The organism is Amycolatopsis sp. WGS_07 (assembly GCF_045278895.1).
Lineage (GTDB): Bacteria > Actinomycetota > Actinomycetes > Mycobacteriales > Pseudonocardiaceae > Amycolatopsis.
In genome coordinates this window covers 6,928,299-6,946,050 of record NZ_CP136053.1, presented here as the reverse complement: position 1 = coordinate 6,946,050, position 17,752 = coordinate 6,928,299, and the positions used below count along the sequence as shown (strand labels likewise).

The window sequence follows — 17,752 nt, the reverse complement described above, 5'->3', positions numbered from 1 at the left end:
CGCGAACGGGTTTCAGTCGCGGCGCGCGGAATCGGCGCGCAGCGCTTGCATCGCGGCGACCAGTTCGGCGACGTCGCGCGGCTCGGTCAGCGACCGGTCGGTGAGTTCCCGGATCCGGCGCAGCCGGTACCGGACGGTGTTGGCGTGGCAGTGCAGGGCCTGTCCGGCGCGTTCGGCCGAACCGCCGCGGGCGAAGTACGCGTCCAGCGTTTCCAGCAGCACTTCGCGTTCCTCGGCGGGCAGTTCCAGCACCGCGCCGAGCACCTGCTCGCCCAGCCGGCGGCCCTCGTCCGGGTCGTAGGCGACGAACGCGGCCAGCGGGCTCGGATCGAACGCGCGGACCTCGCCCCGTTCCGGCGGGATGCCGGACAGCGCGGTCCGCGCCAGATGGGCCGCGCGCGGGGTGTCGGCCAGGGAGCGGAACAGCGGGCTGACGCCGGTGCGGGCCAGCGCCAGCTCGCGCAGCAGGGCGAGCAGCTGGTCGTACTGCTCCTCGCGCAGCGACACCACGCCCGCCTGCAGCGTCGGCGAGAGATGCCACGCCGACACGATGCCGAGCTGCCCGAGCCGCCGTTCGACGCCGACCAGGCTCTCCTCGGCCAGCCCGCGCGTTTCGGCGGCGACCACGGCCAGCTTCCCGTCCAGCGACAGGCCGAGCAGCCGCCCGGCCTCCCACGGCCCGGCGTCGGACACGCGCTGGCCGGTCAGCAGCGCCTCGGCCAGCGCGGACCGCCGCCGCTGCTGCGCGACGAGCAGTTCCGCGCTCGCCGTCCGGTACGCCTCGGTGACGCGCACCGCGTGCTCGTCGGTGACCTGCCACAGCAGGCTGGCGACCTCGATCAGCACGTCGGTGTTGCCGATCTCCCGGGCGCGGGCGGCCAGCAGGTCCCACAGCATCGCCCAGGCGATCCGGTACACCTGCAGCACCTCGGGCAGCGGCGCGCCCTGGTGCGCCCGGCGCCGTCCGGTCTCCTTCGGCGCGCGCTGGTCCGGGGGCTCGCTGCTGGCCAGCGCGTCCACCATGAACCGGAGGTTCACCGAGACCGACCGGTGCAGGTCCGCTCGCGGCACGATCTTCTCGTCGCGGTACAGCGCGATCCGCTCGCAGCTCGCCGCGCAGACGTCGTCGATCAGCCGGGGCAGCCGTTCGTCGGCCCAGGCGACGAGTTCGGTCAGAGCAGCGGTCCGCACAGCGCTGTCCTCCCGATCGGCGACGCTCGGGATGCTACCTCCGTTCACGCGGTTTCCCCGGGTTGACGACACGTCACGGCGAGCGCGCCGTCTTCGAGCCGCACGTCGATCTCGGCCCCGTCGCCCGCCTCGCCGCCGAGCAGCGCCCGCCCGATCCGGGTCTCGACCTCGCGGGAGAGGAACCGGCGCAGCGGCCGCGCCCCGTACACCGGGTCGTAGCCCTGTTCGGCGATGAAGGCCACCGCTTCGGGCGACACGGACAGCGTCAGCTGCTGCTCGGCCATCCGCTCGCGCAGACCGGCCAGCATCAGCCCGACGATCCGCTCGATCTCGGGTTCGGTGAGCGGTTTGAAGAGCACGATGTCGTCGATCCGGTTGAGGAATTCCGGCCGGAAGTGCCCGCGCAGCGCGGCGGTCACCGCTTCGCGCGCGTCGGCCTTGATCTCTCCGTCCGAGGTCACGCCGTCCATCAGGAACTGCGCGCCGATGTTGGAGGTCATGATGATGACGGTGTTGCGGAAGTCGACGGTGCGGCCTTGCGCGTCGGTCAGCCTGCCGTCGTCGAGCACCTGCAGCAGCGTGTTGAACACGTCCGCGTGCGCCTTCTCGATCTCGTCGAACAGCACCACCGAATACGGCTTGCGCCGCACGGCCTCGGTCAGCTGCCCGCCCTCGTCGTAGCCGACGTACCCGGGCGGAGCGCCGACCAGCCGCGACACCGTGTGCCGCTCCTGGTACTCGCTCATGTCGATCCGGACGATGTTGTCCTCGGTGTCGAACAGATCCGCCGCGAGCGCCTTCGCCAGTTCCGTCTTGCCGACGCCGGTCGGGCCGAGGAACAGAAAAGACCCGATCGGGCGACGCGGGTCCTTGATCCGGGACCGCGCGCGGATGATCGCGTCGGCGACCAGCTGCACCGCCTCGTCCTGGCCGATCACCCGCTCGTGCAGCAGCTCGTCCAGGCGCAGCAGCTTCGACCGCTCGCCCTCCTGCAACCGGCTGACCGGAATCCCCGTCCACCGCGCCACGACCGCCGCGATCTCCTCCTCCGTCACCACCTCGCGCAGCAACCGCGTGCCCGCCTGCCGCGTCGCGAGCAGTTCCTCCTCGCCTTCCAGGCGACGCTCCAGCTCCGGGAGCTTGCCGTGGCGCAATTCGGCGGCCTTGTTCAAGTCGTAGGCCCGCTCGGCCGCGTCGGCATCCCGGCTGACCTGCTCGATCTCCTCCCGCAGCGCCTGCACCTTGTGCAACGCCGACCGTTCGGCCTCCCACTGCGTCCGCATCCCGCCCGCCTCCGCGCGCAGATCGACCAGCTCCCGCCGCAACTCCGCCAGCCGAGCGCCGCTCGCCGCGTCGGTTTCCTTCGCCAGCGCGGCTTCCTCGATCTCCGCACGGGTCAACCGCCGGCTCAGCTCGTCCAGTTCGGCGGGCATCGAGTCGATCTCCGTGCGCAGCATCGCGCACGCCTCGTCCACCAGGTCGATCGCCTTGTCCGGCAGGAACCGGTCCGAAATGTAGCGATGGCTCAGCACCACCGCCGCGACCAGCGCGCTGTCCTGGATCTTCACGCCGTGGAACACTTCCAGCCGCTCACGCAGCCCGCGCAGGATCGAGACAGCGTCTTCGACCGACGGCTCGTCCACCAGCACCGGCTGGAACCGCCGCTCCAGCGCCGCGTCCTTCTCGATGTACTTGCGATACTCGTCCGCCGTCGTCGCACCGATCAAATGCAGCTCGCCGCGCGCCAGCATCGGCTTGAGCATGTTGCCCGCGTCCATCGCACCCTCGGTGGCGCCCGCGCCGACGACGGTGTGCAGCTCGTCGACGAACAGCAGGATCCGGCCTTCCGCGGCCTTCACCTCGTTCAGCACCGCCTTGAAGCGCTCCTCGAACTCGCCCCGGTACTTCGCGCCCGCGACCAGCGCGCCCAGATCGAGCGAGAACACCGTCTTGCCCTTGAGCCCCTCCGGCACGTCGCCGCGGTCGATGCGCTGCGCCAGCCCCTCCACGATCGCGGTCTTGCCCACGCCCGGATCACCGGTCAGCACCGGATTGTTCTTCGTCTTGCGCGACAGGATCTGGATCACCCGGCGGATCTCCGCGTCCCGCCCGATCACCGGGTCCAGCTTGCCCGCCGCCGCGTCCGCGACCAGATCGCGGCCGTACTTTTCCAAAGCCTCGTAAGCCGATTCCGGCGTCGCCGACGTCACGCGCTGATTCCCCCGCACCTTCCGCAGCACCTCCAGGAACTTGTCCCGCGTCAGCCCCGCACCGCGCAGCAACCGCCCCGCCGCGCTCGAACTGCCCTCCTCCAGCAACGCCGCGACCAGGTGCTCGACGGACACGTAGTCGTCCTTCAGCCGCCCCGCCTCGCGGTCCGCCGCGTCCAGCACCCGCGCCAGCCGGGCGGTCACCCGGGTTTCACCGGGCGCGGCACCGGGGCCGCTCACCTTCGGACGACGGGACAGCTCCGCTTCCAGCTCTTGCCGGAGCCGGGCCGGGTCCGCGCCCGCCTCGTCGAGGAGCCGGGACGCGAGCCCGTCCGGCTGGTCGAGCAACGCGAGCAGCAGATGTTCGCCGTCGACCTCCGGCTGGCCGTACCGCAGCGCGGCGGTCTGCGCGTCGTGCAGCGCTTCCTGGGACTTCTGGGTGAGCCGATTCGGATCCATGGTCAGTCTCCGCTGCGTCGTGGTCGGGTACGGAGGTCCGCTTCGAGGTCCGCGATCCGGTCCAGCAGGTCCGCGACCAGGCCGACCGCCGCGTAGTTCAGCGAGAACCCGGCCCGCAGTCGCTGGATCCGCGCCGCCACGGACACCTGCGCGACCGGGAACCACCATTCGCCGCGCGCGTCCGCGACCGGTTCCAGCAGGCCCAGCACCGCGAACCGGCGGACCAGCTCCGGATGCAGGCCGCTCGCGTGCGCGAACGTGGGCAGATCGAGGTGTGCGGTGCTGGGGTCGAGGCGCACGAGCGCGTAGGTCATCCCGGCCTCCTCGGGTCGAAATCGGACACTGCCGCCAGCTTTTCGAACAGCTCGCGCTCCTCGGCGGAGAGTTCGGCGGGCACGGCCACGCGGGCTTCGGCATAGAGATCGCCCGCAGTGCCGCGAGGATGCGGCAAACCCTTGCCGCGCAAGCGCAATCGTCGTCCGGTCGACGTACCCGGCGGCACCTTCAACTTCGCCTCGCCGCCGGGGATTTCGAGCGTGACGGTGGTGCCCAGCGCCGCTTCCCACGGGCTCAGCGGCAGGTCGACCGACAGATCGCGGCCGTCCACGCGATAGCGCGGGTGCGGCGTGAGGTGCACGAGCAGGTACAGATCGCCGGCCGGAGCGCCGTCCGTGCCCCGGCCGCCCTGTCCGGCGAGGCGGATCCGCTGGCCGTCGGTCACGCCCGCCGGGATGTTGACATCGATCGTGCGCGAACCGGGCAGCGTCAGCGTGCGACGGCCGCCGCTGTGCGCGTCCTCGACGGTCAGCTCCAGCTCTGCTTCCTGGTCGGCGCCCGGGACCGGGCCGCGGCGGCGGGCACGGCCGCCGAAGAGGCCGCCCAGCAGGTCGTCGAGGTCAATGTCCTCAGTGCCGAAGCTTGAGTAGCCCTCGTACGCGCTGCCTGCCCGGGGCGCGCCTTGTGCCTTGGCCCAGGTCTCGGGGTCCACGTCCGGCGGGACCTGCCGGAACTCCGGGCCGAACGCGTCGTAGCGCCGCCGGGTCTCCGGCTCCGACAGCACCGCGTAGGCCTCGGAGATCTCCTTGAACCGGTCCTCCGCGCCCGGGTCCTTGTTGATGTCCGGATGGTATTGCCGGGCGAGTTTCCGGTACGCCCGCTGGATTTCCGCCTGGTCGGCGGTGCGGTCCACACCCAGCACCGCGTAGAAGTCGGCCATCAGCCCCGCCTCGCCACCACGACCGCGGCCGGGCGCAGCTGCCGCTCGCCCGAGCCGTAGCCGGGCCGGACGACCTGGACAACCGTGCCCGGATCGCCGCCCGGAACCGTGCTCACCGCCTCGTGCACGGCCGGGTCGAACGGGACCCCCGGCTCGTCGTCGCGGCGCGCGAACCCGAGCCGGGCCATCACCGCGTCCGCCTGCTCGCGCACCGCGCGCAGGCCTTCGGCGAGCGAGACCGGGTCGGCGTCCGCGTGCGCCAGCGCGATGTCGAGGTTGTCCAGCACCGGCAGCCATTGGCCGGCGACCCGCGCCCGTTCGAGGTCGCCGAGCTGCTCGGCGTCGCGCGCGGTGCGCTTGCGGAAGTTGTCGAAATCGGCCGCGGTGGCGCGCCACTGGTTCTCCAGCTCGGCGACGCGCGCCTTCAGCTCCGCGACCTCGCCGTCCGGCAGTTCGGATTCGGTCATGGCGATCAGGAGGTGGTGAATTCGGCGTCGATCACGTCCCCGTCATCGCCGCCGCCGCTGCTGCCGCCGGTGGGAGATTCCGGTGCCGCGGCGGAAAGACCGTGGTAGATCTGCTGCAGCTCGGCGGTCAGCGACCGCAGCCGGTCGAGTGCCACGTCGTCGCTCTTCAGCAGCTCGCGGGCGTCGCCGATCAGCATCTCGGCGCGGGCCTTGTCGTGCACCGCCGCGGTCTCGCCGAGTTCGGCCAGCCGCCGTTCCGCCTGATAGGCCGCCGTGTCGAGGGTGTTGCGGGCGTCGACCAGCTCGCGAAGGCGGCTGTCCTCGGCGCGGTGCCGCTCGGCGTCGGCGACCATCCGGTCCACCTCGGCACTGTCCAAATTGGAGCTTTCGCTGATCGTGATCCGCTGCTCCGCGCCGGTTTCCTTGTCCTGCGCGGACACGTTCAGGATGCCGTTGGCGTCGATGTCGTAGACGACCTCGATCTGCGGCAGCCCGCGCGCGGCCGGGCGGATGTTCTCCAGCCGGAACCGGCCGAGCACCCGGTTGTCCGCGGCCTGCTCGCGTTCGCCTTGCAGCACCACGATGTCCACCGCGGACTGGTTGTCTTCGGCCGTGCTGAACGTTTCCTTGCGCCGGGCCGGGATCGTCGTGTTCCGCTCGATCACCTTGGTCATCACGCCGCCGAGCGTCTCGATGCCCAGCGAAAGCGGGGTGACGTCGAGCAGCAGGACGTCCTTCGCCTCGCCCTTGATGATCCCGGCCTGCACCGCGGCGCCGAGCGCGACGACCTCGTCCGGGTTCACCGTCATGTTCGGGTCCTTGCCGCCGGCCAGCCTGCGCACCAGCGCCTGCACGGCCGGGATGCGCGTGGACCCGCCGACGAGGATGACCTCGTCGATGTCGTGCGGGGTGAGCTTCGCGTCGGCGATCGCCTGCCGCACCGGGCCCTGGCAGCGTTCGACGAGACCGGCGGTGAGCTGGTCGAAGGTGGACCGCATCAGCGTGGTGTTGAGATGCTTCGGGCCCGAGGCGTCCGCGGTGACGAACGGCAGGTTGATGGTGGTCTGGGTGACCGAGGACAACTCTTCCTTCGCCTTGGCCGCCGCCTCGAACAACCGTTGCAGCGCTTGGGGATCCGCGCGCAGGTCGATGCCGTTCTCCCGCTCGAACTCGTCGGCGAGGTAGTCGACGATCCGGCGGTCGAAGTCGTCGCCGCCCAGGTGCGTGTCGCCCGCCGTGGAGCGCACCTCGACCACGCCGTCGCCGATGTCCAGCACGCTCACGTCGAACGTGCCGCCGCCGAGGTCGAACACCAGCACCGTCTCGTGCTGCTTCTTGTCCAGCCCGTAGGCCAGCGCGGCCGCGGTCGGCTCGTTGACGATCCGCAGCACCTCCAGCCCGGCGATCCGGCCCGCGTCCTTGGTCGCCTGCCGCTGCGCGTCGTTGAAGTACGCCGGGACGGTGATGACCGCCTCGGTGACCTTCTCGCCGAGGAACTTCGACGCGTCGTCCACCAGCTTGCGCAGCACCAGCGCCGACACCTCCTCCGGCGCGTATTTCTTGCCGTGGACGTCGAACCGCACCGCGTCGTCCGGGCCCGGCACGACGTCGTAGGACACCGCGTCGATCTCGCTGGCCACCTCGTCGTAGCGGCGGCCGATGAACCGCTTCGCCGACGAGATCGTGCCCTTCGGGTTCAAGATCGCCTGCCGCCTCGCGAGCTGGCCCACCAGGCGCTCGCCCGAATCGGTGTACGCGACCACCGACGGCGTCGTCCGCGCCCCGTCGGCGTTCGCGATCACCTCGGGCTGTCCGCCCTCCAGCACCGCGATGACCGAGTTGGTCGTACCCAGGTCGATGCCCACCGCTTTCGCCACGGCACACTCCTTCCGGCACAGGTGCCGACGCGGATTTCCGGCCCCGGAAACGGGGCCCGATTCGCAATCCGGTTTACTCAGGCGAATCGGGAGCGTCAACCCGCGATGATCTTCTCGGCGATTGTTTCCTGCGCCATTGTGGAGCGGAACAGAAATGTTTGTCGCCGCCCACAACGGAGCGGTTCGCATTCCGCTTCCGGATGCCCTTGCCGGGTCGTTGTGCTTGAATCGGGGAGAGAAGCACAGCAGCGGGCCGAGAGGGTTACGGTGGACGAGCAGCAGCGCGAGGACCAGCCGGAGTTCAAGCCTTACCACCATCCGGCCGCGGGCTGGGGCGCGGCGAAAAGCGTGACCCAGTTCCTCGTCCGGGAACGGGAACTGCTCGCCGGCCCGCGCGCCATCGTGAAGATGAACCACGAGAACGGCGGGTTCGACTGCCCGGGCTGCGCGTGGCCGGACGACACCAAGGGCCTGCATCTCGACATTTGCGAAAACGGCATCAAGCACGTCACGTGGGAGATGACGCGCAAACGCGTCGGCGCGGAATTCTTCGCCGCGCACACCGTGTCCGAACTGGACGGCTGGAGCGACACCGCGCTCGAGGCGCAGGGCAGGCTCACCGAACCGCTGCGCTACGACGAGAAGACCGACCGGTACGTGCCGATCTCGTGGGACAAGGCGTTCGAGCTGGTCGGCGCCACGCTGTGTGGCCTCGACTCCCCCGATCAGGCGGCGTTCTACACGTCCGGGCGGCTCGGCAACGAGGCGACGTTCCTGTACCAGCTGTGGGCGCGCGAGTTCGGCACGAACAACCTGCCGGACTGCTCGAACATGTGCCACGAGGCCAGCGGCCGCGCGCTGCAGGCCGCCATCGGGACCGGCAAGGGCACCGCGGACATCCACGACTGGGAGCAGGCGGACGCGCTGTTCGTCATGGGCGTCAACGCGGCGTCGAACGCGCCCCGGATGCTCACCGCGCTCGCCGAGGCGCACCGGCGCGGCGCGCAGATCGTGCACGTCAACCCGCTGGTCGAGGCCGGGGCCACGCGCACGATCATCCCGCACGACTTCGCCCGGATGGCCACCTTCCGCGCCACCCCGACGTCCACGCTCAACCTGCAGCCGCGCATCGGCGGCGACCTGGCGCTGATCCGCGGCATGGCGAAAGCGCTGCTCGAAATGGCGGAAACCGACCCGGGCGCGATCAACGCGGAATTCCTCGAGACCTACACCTCCGGGCTCGAGAAATACCGCGTCGTCTGCGAAACCACGTCCTGGGCCGAGCTGGAACGGCAATCCGGGCTGACCGAGGCCGAAATCCGGGCGGCGGCGGAAATCTACCGCGCGGCCGAGAAGTCGATCATCAGCTGGTGCCTCGGCGTGACCCAGCACGAGCACGGCGTCGACACCGTCCGCGAGATCGTGAACCTGTTGCTGCTGCGCGGAAACATCGGCCGCCCCGGGACCGGTCCGTCGCCGGTGCGCGGGCACAGCAACGTGCAGGGCAACCGCACCTGCGGCATCGACCACCGCCCCGCCCCGGAGTTCCTCGACAAGCTCGCCGAGGTGTGCGGCATCGACCCGCCGCGCCACCACGGGCTCGACACCGTCGGCACCATCGAAGCGATGCACCGCGGCGACGTGCGCGTGTTCGTCGGCATGGGCGGCAACTTCGCCCTCGCCGCGCCGGACACGCCCTACACCGCGGCCGGGCTGCGCAAGTGCGAGCTGACCGTGCAGGTGAGCACGAAACTCAACCGCAGCCATCTCGAACACGGGAAGCAGGCGCTGATCCTGCCCTGCCTCGGCCGCACCGAAAAGGACTTCCAGACGGGCGGGATCCAGGCGACGTCGGTCGAGGACGCGATGAGCATGGTCCACCTGTCCACCGGCATGAAGAAGCCCGCCTCGCCGCACCTGCGCTCCGAACCCGCGATCATCGCCGGAATGGCCAGCGCGACCCTGCCCGGCAGCACGACGCCGTGGGCGGACTACGTCGGCGACTACGACCGGATCCGCGACACGATGGCGCGGGTACTGGACGGTTTCGAAGACTTCAACACCCGCGTCCGGCAGCCATTGGGCTTCCGCATCCACCAGCCCGCGCGCGAACGGGTCTTCCACACGCCGACCCAGCGGGCCGAGTTCTCCACCGCGGACCTGCCCGACGTCGTCCCCGCCGCCGGCACGCTCGCGCTGGGCACGATGCGCTCGCACGACCAGTGGAACACCACGATCTACTCGGACGACGACCGGTACCGCGGGATCAAAAACCTGCGCACGCTGGTGTTCCTGAACGCCGAGGACATGCGCGACCGCGGTGTCGGCGAGTTCGACGAGGTCGACATCACCGCCACCGCGAAGGACGGAACGACGCGATCGCTGCACCGGTATCGCGCGGTGCCGTACGACATCCCGCGCGGTTGTGCGGCGGGGTACATGCCGGAGATGAACGTGCTGTGCGCGATCGGCGACTACAGCACGCAGAGCGATCAGCCGATCATGAAGCATTTGAAGGTTACTGTGGAGCGCTCCGCGTAGCCGCCTGGGTTTGCGGTCCGTGAGGGGAACCGTCACGGATTTGGATTCCCATGCCAGGACTTGAGCCGGGCGGCCTCGGCCCGTCGACTGTCCACACAGGACGCGACCCCATGTGAAATGCCCGATTGATGCTCGTCTCACTGTTTCCGCAAGTCCGTGAAGGACTCCTTGAGGGAATCTGATTCCCTCAAGGAGTCCTTCACGGACGGCGAACCCCGCTGGCCCCGGGGCAAACGCACCTCAACCGCACCCCCATAGCCGCCTTAAGCATCTGAGTCTCTCGGCGTTCCCCTCACGGACGTGAAGCTTGAGTCCCGGCGGTCCGGCACGGGGCGCGCACCAGCACCGCCGCCCCGATCCCCGCTGCCACGCCGACGAGGGTGTCCGCCACCCGCGCCGTGAGCAGGGTGGTCGGGGCGGCGGGGGCGGCCAGTTCCGTCATCACCAGGATCAGCGGGGTGAAGAACCCCAGCGCGACGCCGTAGTGCCGGGACATGAACAGCTCCGTCGGGAACAGCAGCGCGATCACCGCCAGCGCCAGCGGCTCGGGCGCGAATCCCGGCAGGAGCAGCAGAGCCGTGACGACCAGCCCGGCCAGTGTGCCGACGACCCGGTGCGCGCTGCGGTCCAGCACGCGGCGCAGTCCCGGATGCAGCCTGCTGCGCGGGTCGGCCGCCGCGAGCGGGACCGCGGCCGAGGCCATCGCCCAGTTCGCGTGGTCCACGCCGAGCAGCAAGCCGACCGCGCCCGCGGCGGCGATCGCCAGCGCGTAGCGGGCCGCGTGCACGAGAGCGCAGGCTAGGCCGCAGTCCGGTGCGCAGGTCGCGGTCGCCGGTGCGGCTGAGCGGTCCGGGCCGGTTAGTCCAATGAGGACACATCCGGCGATCGTGCCCGCGCACAACGCAATTCCCGCCCACGGTTCGACCCGGCCGGCCGGAACCAACGCGATCGCGCCTAGGGCGAAGATGCCGAAGAACGGGCCGCGCGGGCTCAGGTCCAGGCGGTTCGTCACCAGCGCGCAGCCGAACGAGAACCCGGCTTCAGTGACCACCAGCAGCCACGGCGGCGCGTGACAGGCCGACAGCAGCACGCCCAGCGCGACCCCGCTCAGCAGCACCGCGCCCGCCTGGAGCTGGTGCCGGAAGCGGAGCGCCCGCGTCTCGGCGCGGCCGTACATCCCGGCGAACGAGCCGAACGCGGCGAAAATGATCAAGTCGGGACGGCCCGCCGCGAGCAGCGCCAGGCCGGGGATCAGCAGTCCGGCCGCCACGCGGCTGGCGTGCCACCAATCGCCGTCGAACGAGCGCGCGGGCGCGGCCGAGGTCGCCACCGGCACCAGTCCTCCGGGTGATCGTCGCATTTCTTAGTCGTCCGACGATACCTGCACCAAAAGCGGCGATGGCGGTATTTGTGGCGCGCCACAAGGAAATCTGCGCGGGAGGCCAATCAGGCGAGCTGGCCGGGCCCGACCGCAGCGGCGGCCAAGTCCAGGGTACCGGTCGTTTCCCGCACCCTGCCGACCGAAAACACGGCCGCCGCATGTCACTCTTGACGGCAAACGTGGTACTCCCTGCCGCTGGCCCGGCGGTCCCGGGCGGTTCCGGCGCACACTCTCCCCTCGAAAGGACAAGAGACCACCAGCAGCCCGGGAGCTTCCAGTGAGACGCACCAGAATCGCTCTCTTCGCCCTGCTCGTCCTCTGCGCCGCCGGCCTCAGCCCCGCCGCCGCGTCGGCGAGCGCAGGCCGGGACGCGTTCGCGCTGTCCAGCACCGCGTTCGCCGACGGCGGCCTGATCCCCAAGACCCACGACTGCGCCAGCAGCGGCGACGGCGACCCGGAGAAGAAGAACGAGTCCCCGCCGCTCGAGTGGTCCGGGGCTCCGGGCACGGCCCAGAGCTTCGCGATCGTCATGCACGACCTCGACAACGGCATCATCCACTGGGTCATCTACGACATCCCGGCGGGCGCGGCCGGGCTGCCGCAGAACGTCGACCACGCCTACCAGCCCTCGGTTCCGGCCGGTTCCCGGCAGGCCTACTACCGCGGCAGCGCGAACTTCTTCGGCTACCAGGGCCCGTGCACGACGAACCACACCTACGAATGGACCGTCCACGCGCTGAACCGGGCGACGCTGTCCGAACTAGGCTCCAGCTCCTCCACCCGCACCGCCGAGAACGCGGTCAACGCGGCCACCATCTCGACCGCCTCCCTGCGCGGCGACTCCTAACCGGGCCGGGCGCGGTCTCAGAAGGTGATCACCTGACGGACCGCGCCCCCGTCCCGCAACCGCTCGAAACCGGCGTTGATCTCCTCCAGCGCGATCGAATGCGTCAGCAACGCCTCCACCGGCAACAGCCCAGCCTGGTACAGCGCGATGAACCGGGGCACGTCCCGTCGCGGCACGCAGGAGCCCAGGTAGCTGCCCCGCAGGGTTTTCTCCTCGGCTACCAGGCTTTGCGCGGGCAAGGTGAGCCCGGCCGACGGGTCCGGCAGGCCCACGGTGACCGTCGTCCCGCCCGGCCGGGTCGCCTCGTACGCCTGGCTCAGCGCGGCGACCACGCCGGTGGTGTCGACGGCGTAGTCCACGCCGCCGCCGGTCCGCTCGCGGATCTCCGCGACGTCGCCGGTCAGCACCGTGGCGCCTAGCGAACGCGCCAGTTCCCGTTTGCTGGCAACGGGATCGATCGCGAGCAGCGTGCTGGCACCGGCGGCCTTCGCGGCGAGCAGCGCGGACAGGCCGACGCCGCCGAGACCGAACACGGCCACGCTGTCGCCGGGACGCACGTCCGCCGCGTTGAACACCGCACCGGCACCGGTCAGCACCGCGCAGCCGAACAGCGCCGCGATCTCGAACGGCAGCGCTTTGTCGATCCGCACCGCCGAACGCTCGGACACGACCACGTGCGAGGCGAACGCCGAAACGCCGAGGTGGTGCAACGGCCGCCCGACCGGCGACGACCACCGGACGTTCCCGCTGAGCAGCGTGCCCTCGCGGTTGGCCGCCGCGGCCGGGCCGCACAGCGCGGGACGGCCCGCCGTGCACGGGGCGCAGTCGCCGCAGGAGGGCACGAACGTCAGGACGACGTGCTCACCGGGCTGGAAGTCGCTGCCCGGGCCCGCTTCGACGACCTCGCCAGCCGCCTCGTGGCCGAGCACCATCGGCACCGGACGAGGGCGGGACCCGTCGATCACCGACAGGTCCGAATGGCACAGCCCGGCCGCGCGCACCCGCACCAGCAGCTCGCCGGGTCCGGGCGGGGCCAGCGTCAGCGTCTCGATCTCCAGCGGTTTCCCGACCTCGCGCAGGACCGCGCCGCGAACCTCCATCACGCACCGACCGGGACGCAGCGAGTGACCTGCCGGTCGGACAGCAGCGGCACGACCTCGCCGAGCACGATCCGGGTGAAGTGCTCCGACGCGCAGTGCGCGGTGAAGTCCGCCTCGCTCTCGTACTCCTCGACGATCACCACGACCCCGTCCTCGGTTCCCGTGTGGACGGTGTAACTCAGGCATCCGGGCTCGCGCCGCGACGCTTCCGCCATCGGGCCGAGCAGTCCGACGACCCGGTCCCGCTCCGCGGTCACATACCGGGCCACCACTACGAAACTCATTCTTCTCCTGTACGCAGCCGGGACCGGGTCAGCGACCACAGTCCCGGATCGGAGGACGCGGCAGCCGCCGCGCCCATCGCCAACGAATGCGCCACCCCGTCGCGGTCGGTGACGAAACCGGCCGCGACGAACGGCGACATGACCTCCCGCGCCGCCGCCGACATCCACGGGATGATCGGGGCGGGCATCAGCTCCACCAGGTCCGGCCCGCTGCGCTTGACCGCCTCCAGGCTCCGGTTCAGGTTCGACCGGTCGGTGACGAACACCTTGTGCATCGTCAGCATCGACAGCGCGCGAGCCCGCTCGATCGGCGCGACCCGGGTGCTGACCACCCCGGCCGCCCCGATCTCCTGCAGGAAGTCGACGCCCGCCCGGTCGGTGGCGAGGCCGGGGCACGAATCGATGTTGACGAACACGAGCTTGTCCCGCCCGGCCAGCGCCGCCACGATCTTCGGCAGCTGCCCGACCGGAACCGACGCCAGGATCCCGACCCGGGACGCCGCGGCCACGAAATCCGGCACCTTCGCGACGCCGACGACCGACGCGCACACCGGGACGTCCTCGAACGCCGCCGTGATCTTCTCGTTCATGCCGTCCACCGTTTCATGCCTCCTGCGACTGTCCCCGTCCCGCCGCACCGGGTGGGGCCCGCACCCCCGTCCCGGGTTAAGGCCCGCACCCCGAAGCCCGATTGTGCTGACGGTTCGGGGTTGCTTGTCAAGGCGGGAAAGATGCCTTGACAAGCAACCCCGAACCGCAGGGAGGCTTCGTATCGGGGTGCAGGGCGGGGGCTGGGTGCCTCGGTTGTTGGGTGCGCCTGTGTCCGTGAAGGACTCCTTCCGGGAATCTGATTCCCTCAAGGAGTCCTTCACGGGCCTCAAGGCGGGGTCAGCGGGCCGAGTCCAGTGGGTTCGGGCCCAGGTCGGTGGGCAGGCCGAGCTTCCCGGGGTTGAGCAGCCCGGCGGGGTCCAGAGCGCGCTTGACCTCGACGAACGTCCCGAATCCGGTCCCGAGCGAGTCCGCCAGGTACGGCCCGCGCAGCAGCCCCGACCCGTGGTGGTGGCTCAGCGCCGCGCCGTGCCGGACCAGCACCGCGTTCGCCGCGTCCCACGCCGAGCGGTACCAGTGCCGCCGCTTCTCCGGCTCGACGTCGCCGCGCAGCGAGAAGTACAGGCACGCGCCGTCGGTGTAGGCGTGCGACTGGTGCGCGGAGGCGGCCAGCGTGCCCGGCACCGCCTCGATCGCGGCCACCACCTCGTCGTAGATCGCCGGGAGCGCGGACCACGAACCGGCCATCTCCAGGGTGTCGGCGACGAATCCCGGGCCGGGCGTGAAGCCGTCGGCGGACTTGCCGACCAGCATCCGCTCGTCCAGCCAGCGCTCGAACACCGGCTGACCGTCCAATTCAGACCCGGTCGCGGCGCATTCCTCGGCGCTGACCTTGATCATGGCGTCGACCAGCACCGGGTCGCCCTCGTCGGCGATCAGCAGCAGGTTGGTGTCCGGCTGCCCGAAGTGCGTGCCGCTCTCGTGCTTGTCGTACAGCCGCATCGCGGCCGGGGTCGCGCCGCGCTGCATGATGCGGCGGCAGGCGTCGAGGCCGGCGGCGAACGTCTCGAAGCCGTACGCGATGGCCTTCGCGTACGTCGGCAGCGGGTGCGTGCGCAGCCGGACCGCGGTGATCACGCCGAGCGTGCCCTCCGAGCCGACGAACAGCTGCCGCAGGTCCGGGCCGGTCGCGGCGCGCGGGTAGTCGCCGAAGCGGGCCAGCGTGCCGTCGGCGAGAACGACGTCGAGGCCGACGACCATGTCCTCGATTTTCCCGTAGCGGGTGGACAGCTGGCCCGCGCCGCGGCAGGCCACCCAGCCGCCGACGGTGGAGATCGCGAACGCGGACGGCCAGTGGCCGGTCGTCGCGCCGTGCGTCTCCTGCAGTTCCTTCTCGAAGAGGTCGCCGAACATGCCTGCCTGCACTTCGACGATCTGCGATTCGGCGTCGAACGAGACGATCTGGTCGAGCCCGCACACGTCCAGCACCACGCCGCCGTACACCGGCAGCGCGGCGCCGGTGACGTTGCTGCGTCCCGCCGAAACGGTCAGCGGCACCCGGTGCTCGCCGCACAGCCGGACCGCGGCCTGGATCTGCTCGACGGTGCTGACCTCGGCGATCACCGCGTCCGGGGTCGCCGGGGCGCCCGCGGTCTCGCCGATCATCGAGCCGGCCCACCAGTCGCGGGTGCGCAGCACGACCTCGTCGCGTTCGGTGTGCACCGCGTCCGCGATTCCGCGCAGCGCGTCGGTCAGCTCGGCGGGCACGGGCACCGCGGCCGTCTGCAGCGACGCGTCGCCCGCGCCCACCTCGGTACGGGCGCCCCAGCGCGGCGGAGTCGGCGCGCCGACCACGTAGTTGCCCCGGTTGAACGGGTGCGTGACGGTCTGGCGGCTGATCATGCGTTGGCTCCCAACAGGTTGTCTCCGAACAGGATCGACTTCTCCCGGGCGACGTCCGCCCGGTATTGCTCCACTTGCGCGGTCACGGTTTCCGGGCTCAGCCCGAGTTCCGCGCCGAGCAGTTCGCCGACGAGCGGCGCGGCCTCGACCGAGGCGTCCCGGGCGAACAGCCGCAGCCGGGTCCGCCGCGACAGCACGTCGTCCACCGAACGCGCCATCTCCGAACGGGCCGCGAACACGACCTCGGCCTTGAGGAACGGCTGCCCGTCGATGAGCGGCTCCCCCAGCTCCGGGTTCTCGTCGACCAGCGCGCTCACGAACCGCGCCTCGGTGCCGTAGCGGCCGCCGAGGTGCGCGGCGACGCCGCCGGTCGCGGCGGTCGCCTCCGCGTCGTATCCGGCGCCGCCGATCAGCGGCAGGTTCTTGGTGCGGCACTTGGCTTTCCGGCCCAGCAGGCCGAGCGCCTTGTCCACCACCAGCTCGCCCATGTGCCGGCTCGTGGTGAGCTTGCCGCCGGTCACCGTGACCATGCCCGCGGACACCGTGATGTGGTGGTCGCGGCGCATGTCCAGCGTCGCGCCCTCCTTGCCGCCGACCAGCGGGCGCAGCCCCGCGTAGCTGCCCAGCACGTCGCTGGCGTCCAGCTTGGTGTCGAAGGCGATCTGGGCCCCTTCGAGGAGGAAGTCCATCTCCTCGCGGGTGCAGTGCACGTCGTCGGTCGAGCCGGTGTAGTCGGTGTCGGTGGTGCCGACCACGACGACGTCGCCCCAGCGGGTGCAGGTGGCCCGCCGCGCGCGGCCCGGGATTGGCACGGTGACCGTGCAGTCGTTGCGGATCTTCGCCCACGGCAGCACGATGTGCACGCCCTTCGCCGGACGGACCTGCGGCTGGTGCCCGCGGTCGGCCATGCCCTCGACCCGGTCCGCCCACACGCCGGTCGCGTTCACCACGACGCGGGCGCGGACGTCGATCTGCTCGCCGTCTGCCTGCACAGTCGCGCCGTTGACCCGTCCGCCGGCGGTACGCAAGCCGGTCACCTCGGCCCCGTTCACCACCACCGCGCCGAGCCGTGCCGCGCTGCGCACGATCGCCAGCGTGAGGCGGGCGTCGTCCGCGCGGCTGTCGTAGTACATCAGGCCGCCCTTGAGGTTCTCCGCGCGCAGCGTCGGGGCGTGCGCGAGCACCTCGTCCACGGTCAATCGCTGGTGCAGCTTGCCGATCCGCCAGCCGCCCGCGAGGTCGTATGTCCACAAGAGACTCTCGAACGCCTTCGCGATGCGGGCGTCGAACACGCCGTCCTTGGCGAGGATCGGGAACAGGAAAGGCAGCCGCTGCACCAGATGCGGGGCGTTACGGCGGAACCGCTGCCGCTCCAGCAGCGAATGCCGGACCAGGTCGAGGTTGCCCTGTTCGATGTAGCGCAGCCCGCCGTGCACCATCTTGGACGACTTGGACGAGGTGCCGGACGCGAAGTCGTCGCGTTCGACCAGCGCCACTTTCAGGCCGCGGGAGGCGGCGTCCAGCGCGGTGTAGGCGCCGGTGACCCCGCCGCCGATCACCAGCACGTCGAACGTGCCGGTCTCGAGGTCGGTCAGCGCGGTGCGGCGGTCCAGCCGCAACGGCGCGGACAGCGTCGCCTTCGCGGCGGCGGCGTTCGGCCGTCGGGACGGCAGTGTGAACATGAGCTTGTCTCTCCACTCAAAAGTTTGAAAACGTCCACTGAGGACG

The 17,752-nt window shown here is 70.9% G+C and carries 14 protein-coding genes; 2 read left to right on the top strand and 12 right to left on the bottom strand.

Annotated elements, in window-relative coordinates; genetic code table 11:
* Positions 1-12: 12 nt before the first annotated feature.
* From RPX00_RS32630 to dnaK, 6 genes are read right to left on the bottom strand one after another with little or no spacing between them, the layout of a single operon-like run.
* On the bottom strand, positions 13-1,191 hold the full coding sequence (locus RPX00_RS32630; RefSeq protein ID WP_406631148.1) for a PucR family transcriptional regulator: 1,179 nt from the start codon (positions 1,189-1,191) through the stop codon (positions 13-15).
* Between the two features lie 44 nt (positions 1,192-1,235).
* Complete coding sequence (clpB, locus tag RPX00_RS32625; RefSeq protein WP_406631146.1) at positions 1,236-3,860, bottom strand: ATP-dependent chaperone ClpB; 2,625 nt, start codon at positions 3,858-3,860, stop codon at positions 1,236-1,238.
* Positions 3,861-3,862: 2 nt separating this feature from the next.
* The gene (locus tag RPX00_RS32620) at positions 3,863-4,174 is read right to left on the bottom strand and encodes a chaperone modulator CbpM (RefSeq protein WP_406631144.1); all 312 of its coding nucleotides are present in this window, start codon (positions 4,172-4,174) and stop codon (positions 3,863-3,865) included.
* Positions 4,171-5,079 (bottom strand): DnaJ C-terminal domain-containing protein, encoded by a 909-nt coding sequence (locus RPX00_RS32615; RefSeq protein ID WP_406643164.1) that lies wholly within the window; start codon positions 5,077-5,079, stop codon positions 4,171-4,173. Before RPX00_RS32615 ends, RPX00_RS32620 begins: the two co-directional genes overlap by 4 nt.
* Positions 5,076-5,543 carry a nucleotide exchange factor GrpE gene (locus tag RPX00_RS32610; RefSeq protein WP_406631142.1) on the bottom strand — a complete coding sequence of 156 codons (468 nt, stop codon included), beginning with the start codon at positions 5,541-5,543 and terminating at the stop codon, positions 5,076-5,078. The genes RPX00_RS32615 and RPX00_RS32610 overlap by 4 nt, the downstream gene beginning before the upstream one ends.
* Before the next feature lie 5 nt (positions 5,544-5,548).
* Positions 5,549-7,420, bottom strand: coding sequence for a molecular chaperone DnaK (dnaK, locus tag RPX00_RS32605; RefSeq protein ID WP_406631140.1), 1,872 nt, complete (start codon positions 7,418-7,420; stop codon positions 5,549-5,551).
* 267 nt (positions 7,421-7,687) lie between these two features.
* Here dnaK and RPX00_RS32600 point away from each other — a divergent pair, with 267 nt between their 5' ends.
* Positions 7,688-9,961 carry an FdhF/YdeP family oxidoreductase gene (locus RPX00_RS32600; RefSeq protein WP_406631138.1) on the top strand — a complete coding sequence of 758 codons (2,274 nt, stop codon included), beginning with the start codon at positions 7,688-7,690 and terminating at the stop codon, positions 9,959-9,961.
* Between the two features lie 292 nt (positions 9,962-10,253).
* Here RPX00_RS32600 and RPX00_RS32595 read toward each other — a convergent pair whose 3' ends face one another.
* On the bottom strand, positions 10,254-11,297 hold the full coding sequence (locus RPX00_RS32595; RefSeq protein WP_406631136.1) for an FUSC family protein: 1,044 nt from the start codon (positions 11,295-11,297) through the stop codon (positions 10,254-10,256).
* Positions 11,298-11,619: 322 nt separating this feature from the next.
* Here RPX00_RS32595 and RPX00_RS32590 point away from each other — a divergent pair, with 322 nt between their 5' ends.
* Positions 11,620-12,189 (top strand): YbhB/YbcL family Raf kinase inhibitor-like protein, encoded by a 570-nt coding sequence (locus RPX00_RS32590; RefSeq protein WP_406631134.1) that lies wholly within the window; start codon positions 11,620-11,622, stop codon positions 12,187-12,189.
* A gap of 17 nt (positions 12,190-12,206) precedes the next feature.
* On the opposite strand, the gene RPX00_RS32585 is transcribed toward RPX00_RS32590, so the two are convergent.
* From RPX00_RS32585 to RPX00_RS32565, 5 genes are all read right to left on the bottom strand, one after another.
* A complete protein-coding gene (locus tag RPX00_RS32585; protein WP_406643162.1) occupies positions 12,207-13,289 on the bottom strand; it encodes a zinc-binding dehydrogenase in 1,083 nt (360 codons plus the stop codon).
* Entirely contained in the window at positions 13,289-13,573 is a 285-nt protein-coding gene (locus RPX00_RS32580; protein ID WP_406631132.1) for a putative quinol monooxygenase, read from the bottom strand. Before RPX00_RS32580 ends, RPX00_RS32585 begins: the two co-directional genes overlap by 1 nt.
* Positions 13,570-14,163 (bottom strand): glycerol-3-phosphate responsive antiterminator, encoded by a 594-nt coding sequence (locus RPX00_RS32575; protein ID WP_182895052.1) that lies wholly within the window; start codon positions 14,161-14,163, stop codon positions 13,570-13,572. The genes RPX00_RS32580 and RPX00_RS32575 overlap by 4 nt, the downstream gene beginning before the upstream one ends.
* 298 nt (positions 14,164-14,461) lie before the next feature.
* Positions 14,462-16,024: an FAD-binding oxidoreductase gene (locus tag RPX00_RS32570; protein WP_406631130.1), complete on the bottom strand. Its 1,563-nt coding sequence runs from the start codon at positions 16,022-16,024 to the stop codon at positions 14,462-14,464.
* Positions 16,021-17,706: an FAD-dependent oxidoreductase gene (locus RPX00_RS32565; RefSeq protein ID WP_406631128.1), complete on the bottom strand. Its 1,686-nt coding sequence runs from the start codon at positions 17,704-17,706 to the stop codon at positions 16,021-16,023. The genes RPX00_RS32570 and RPX00_RS32565 overlap by 4 nt, the downstream gene beginning before the upstream one ends.
* Positions 17,707-17,752 lie beyond the last annotated feature (46 nt).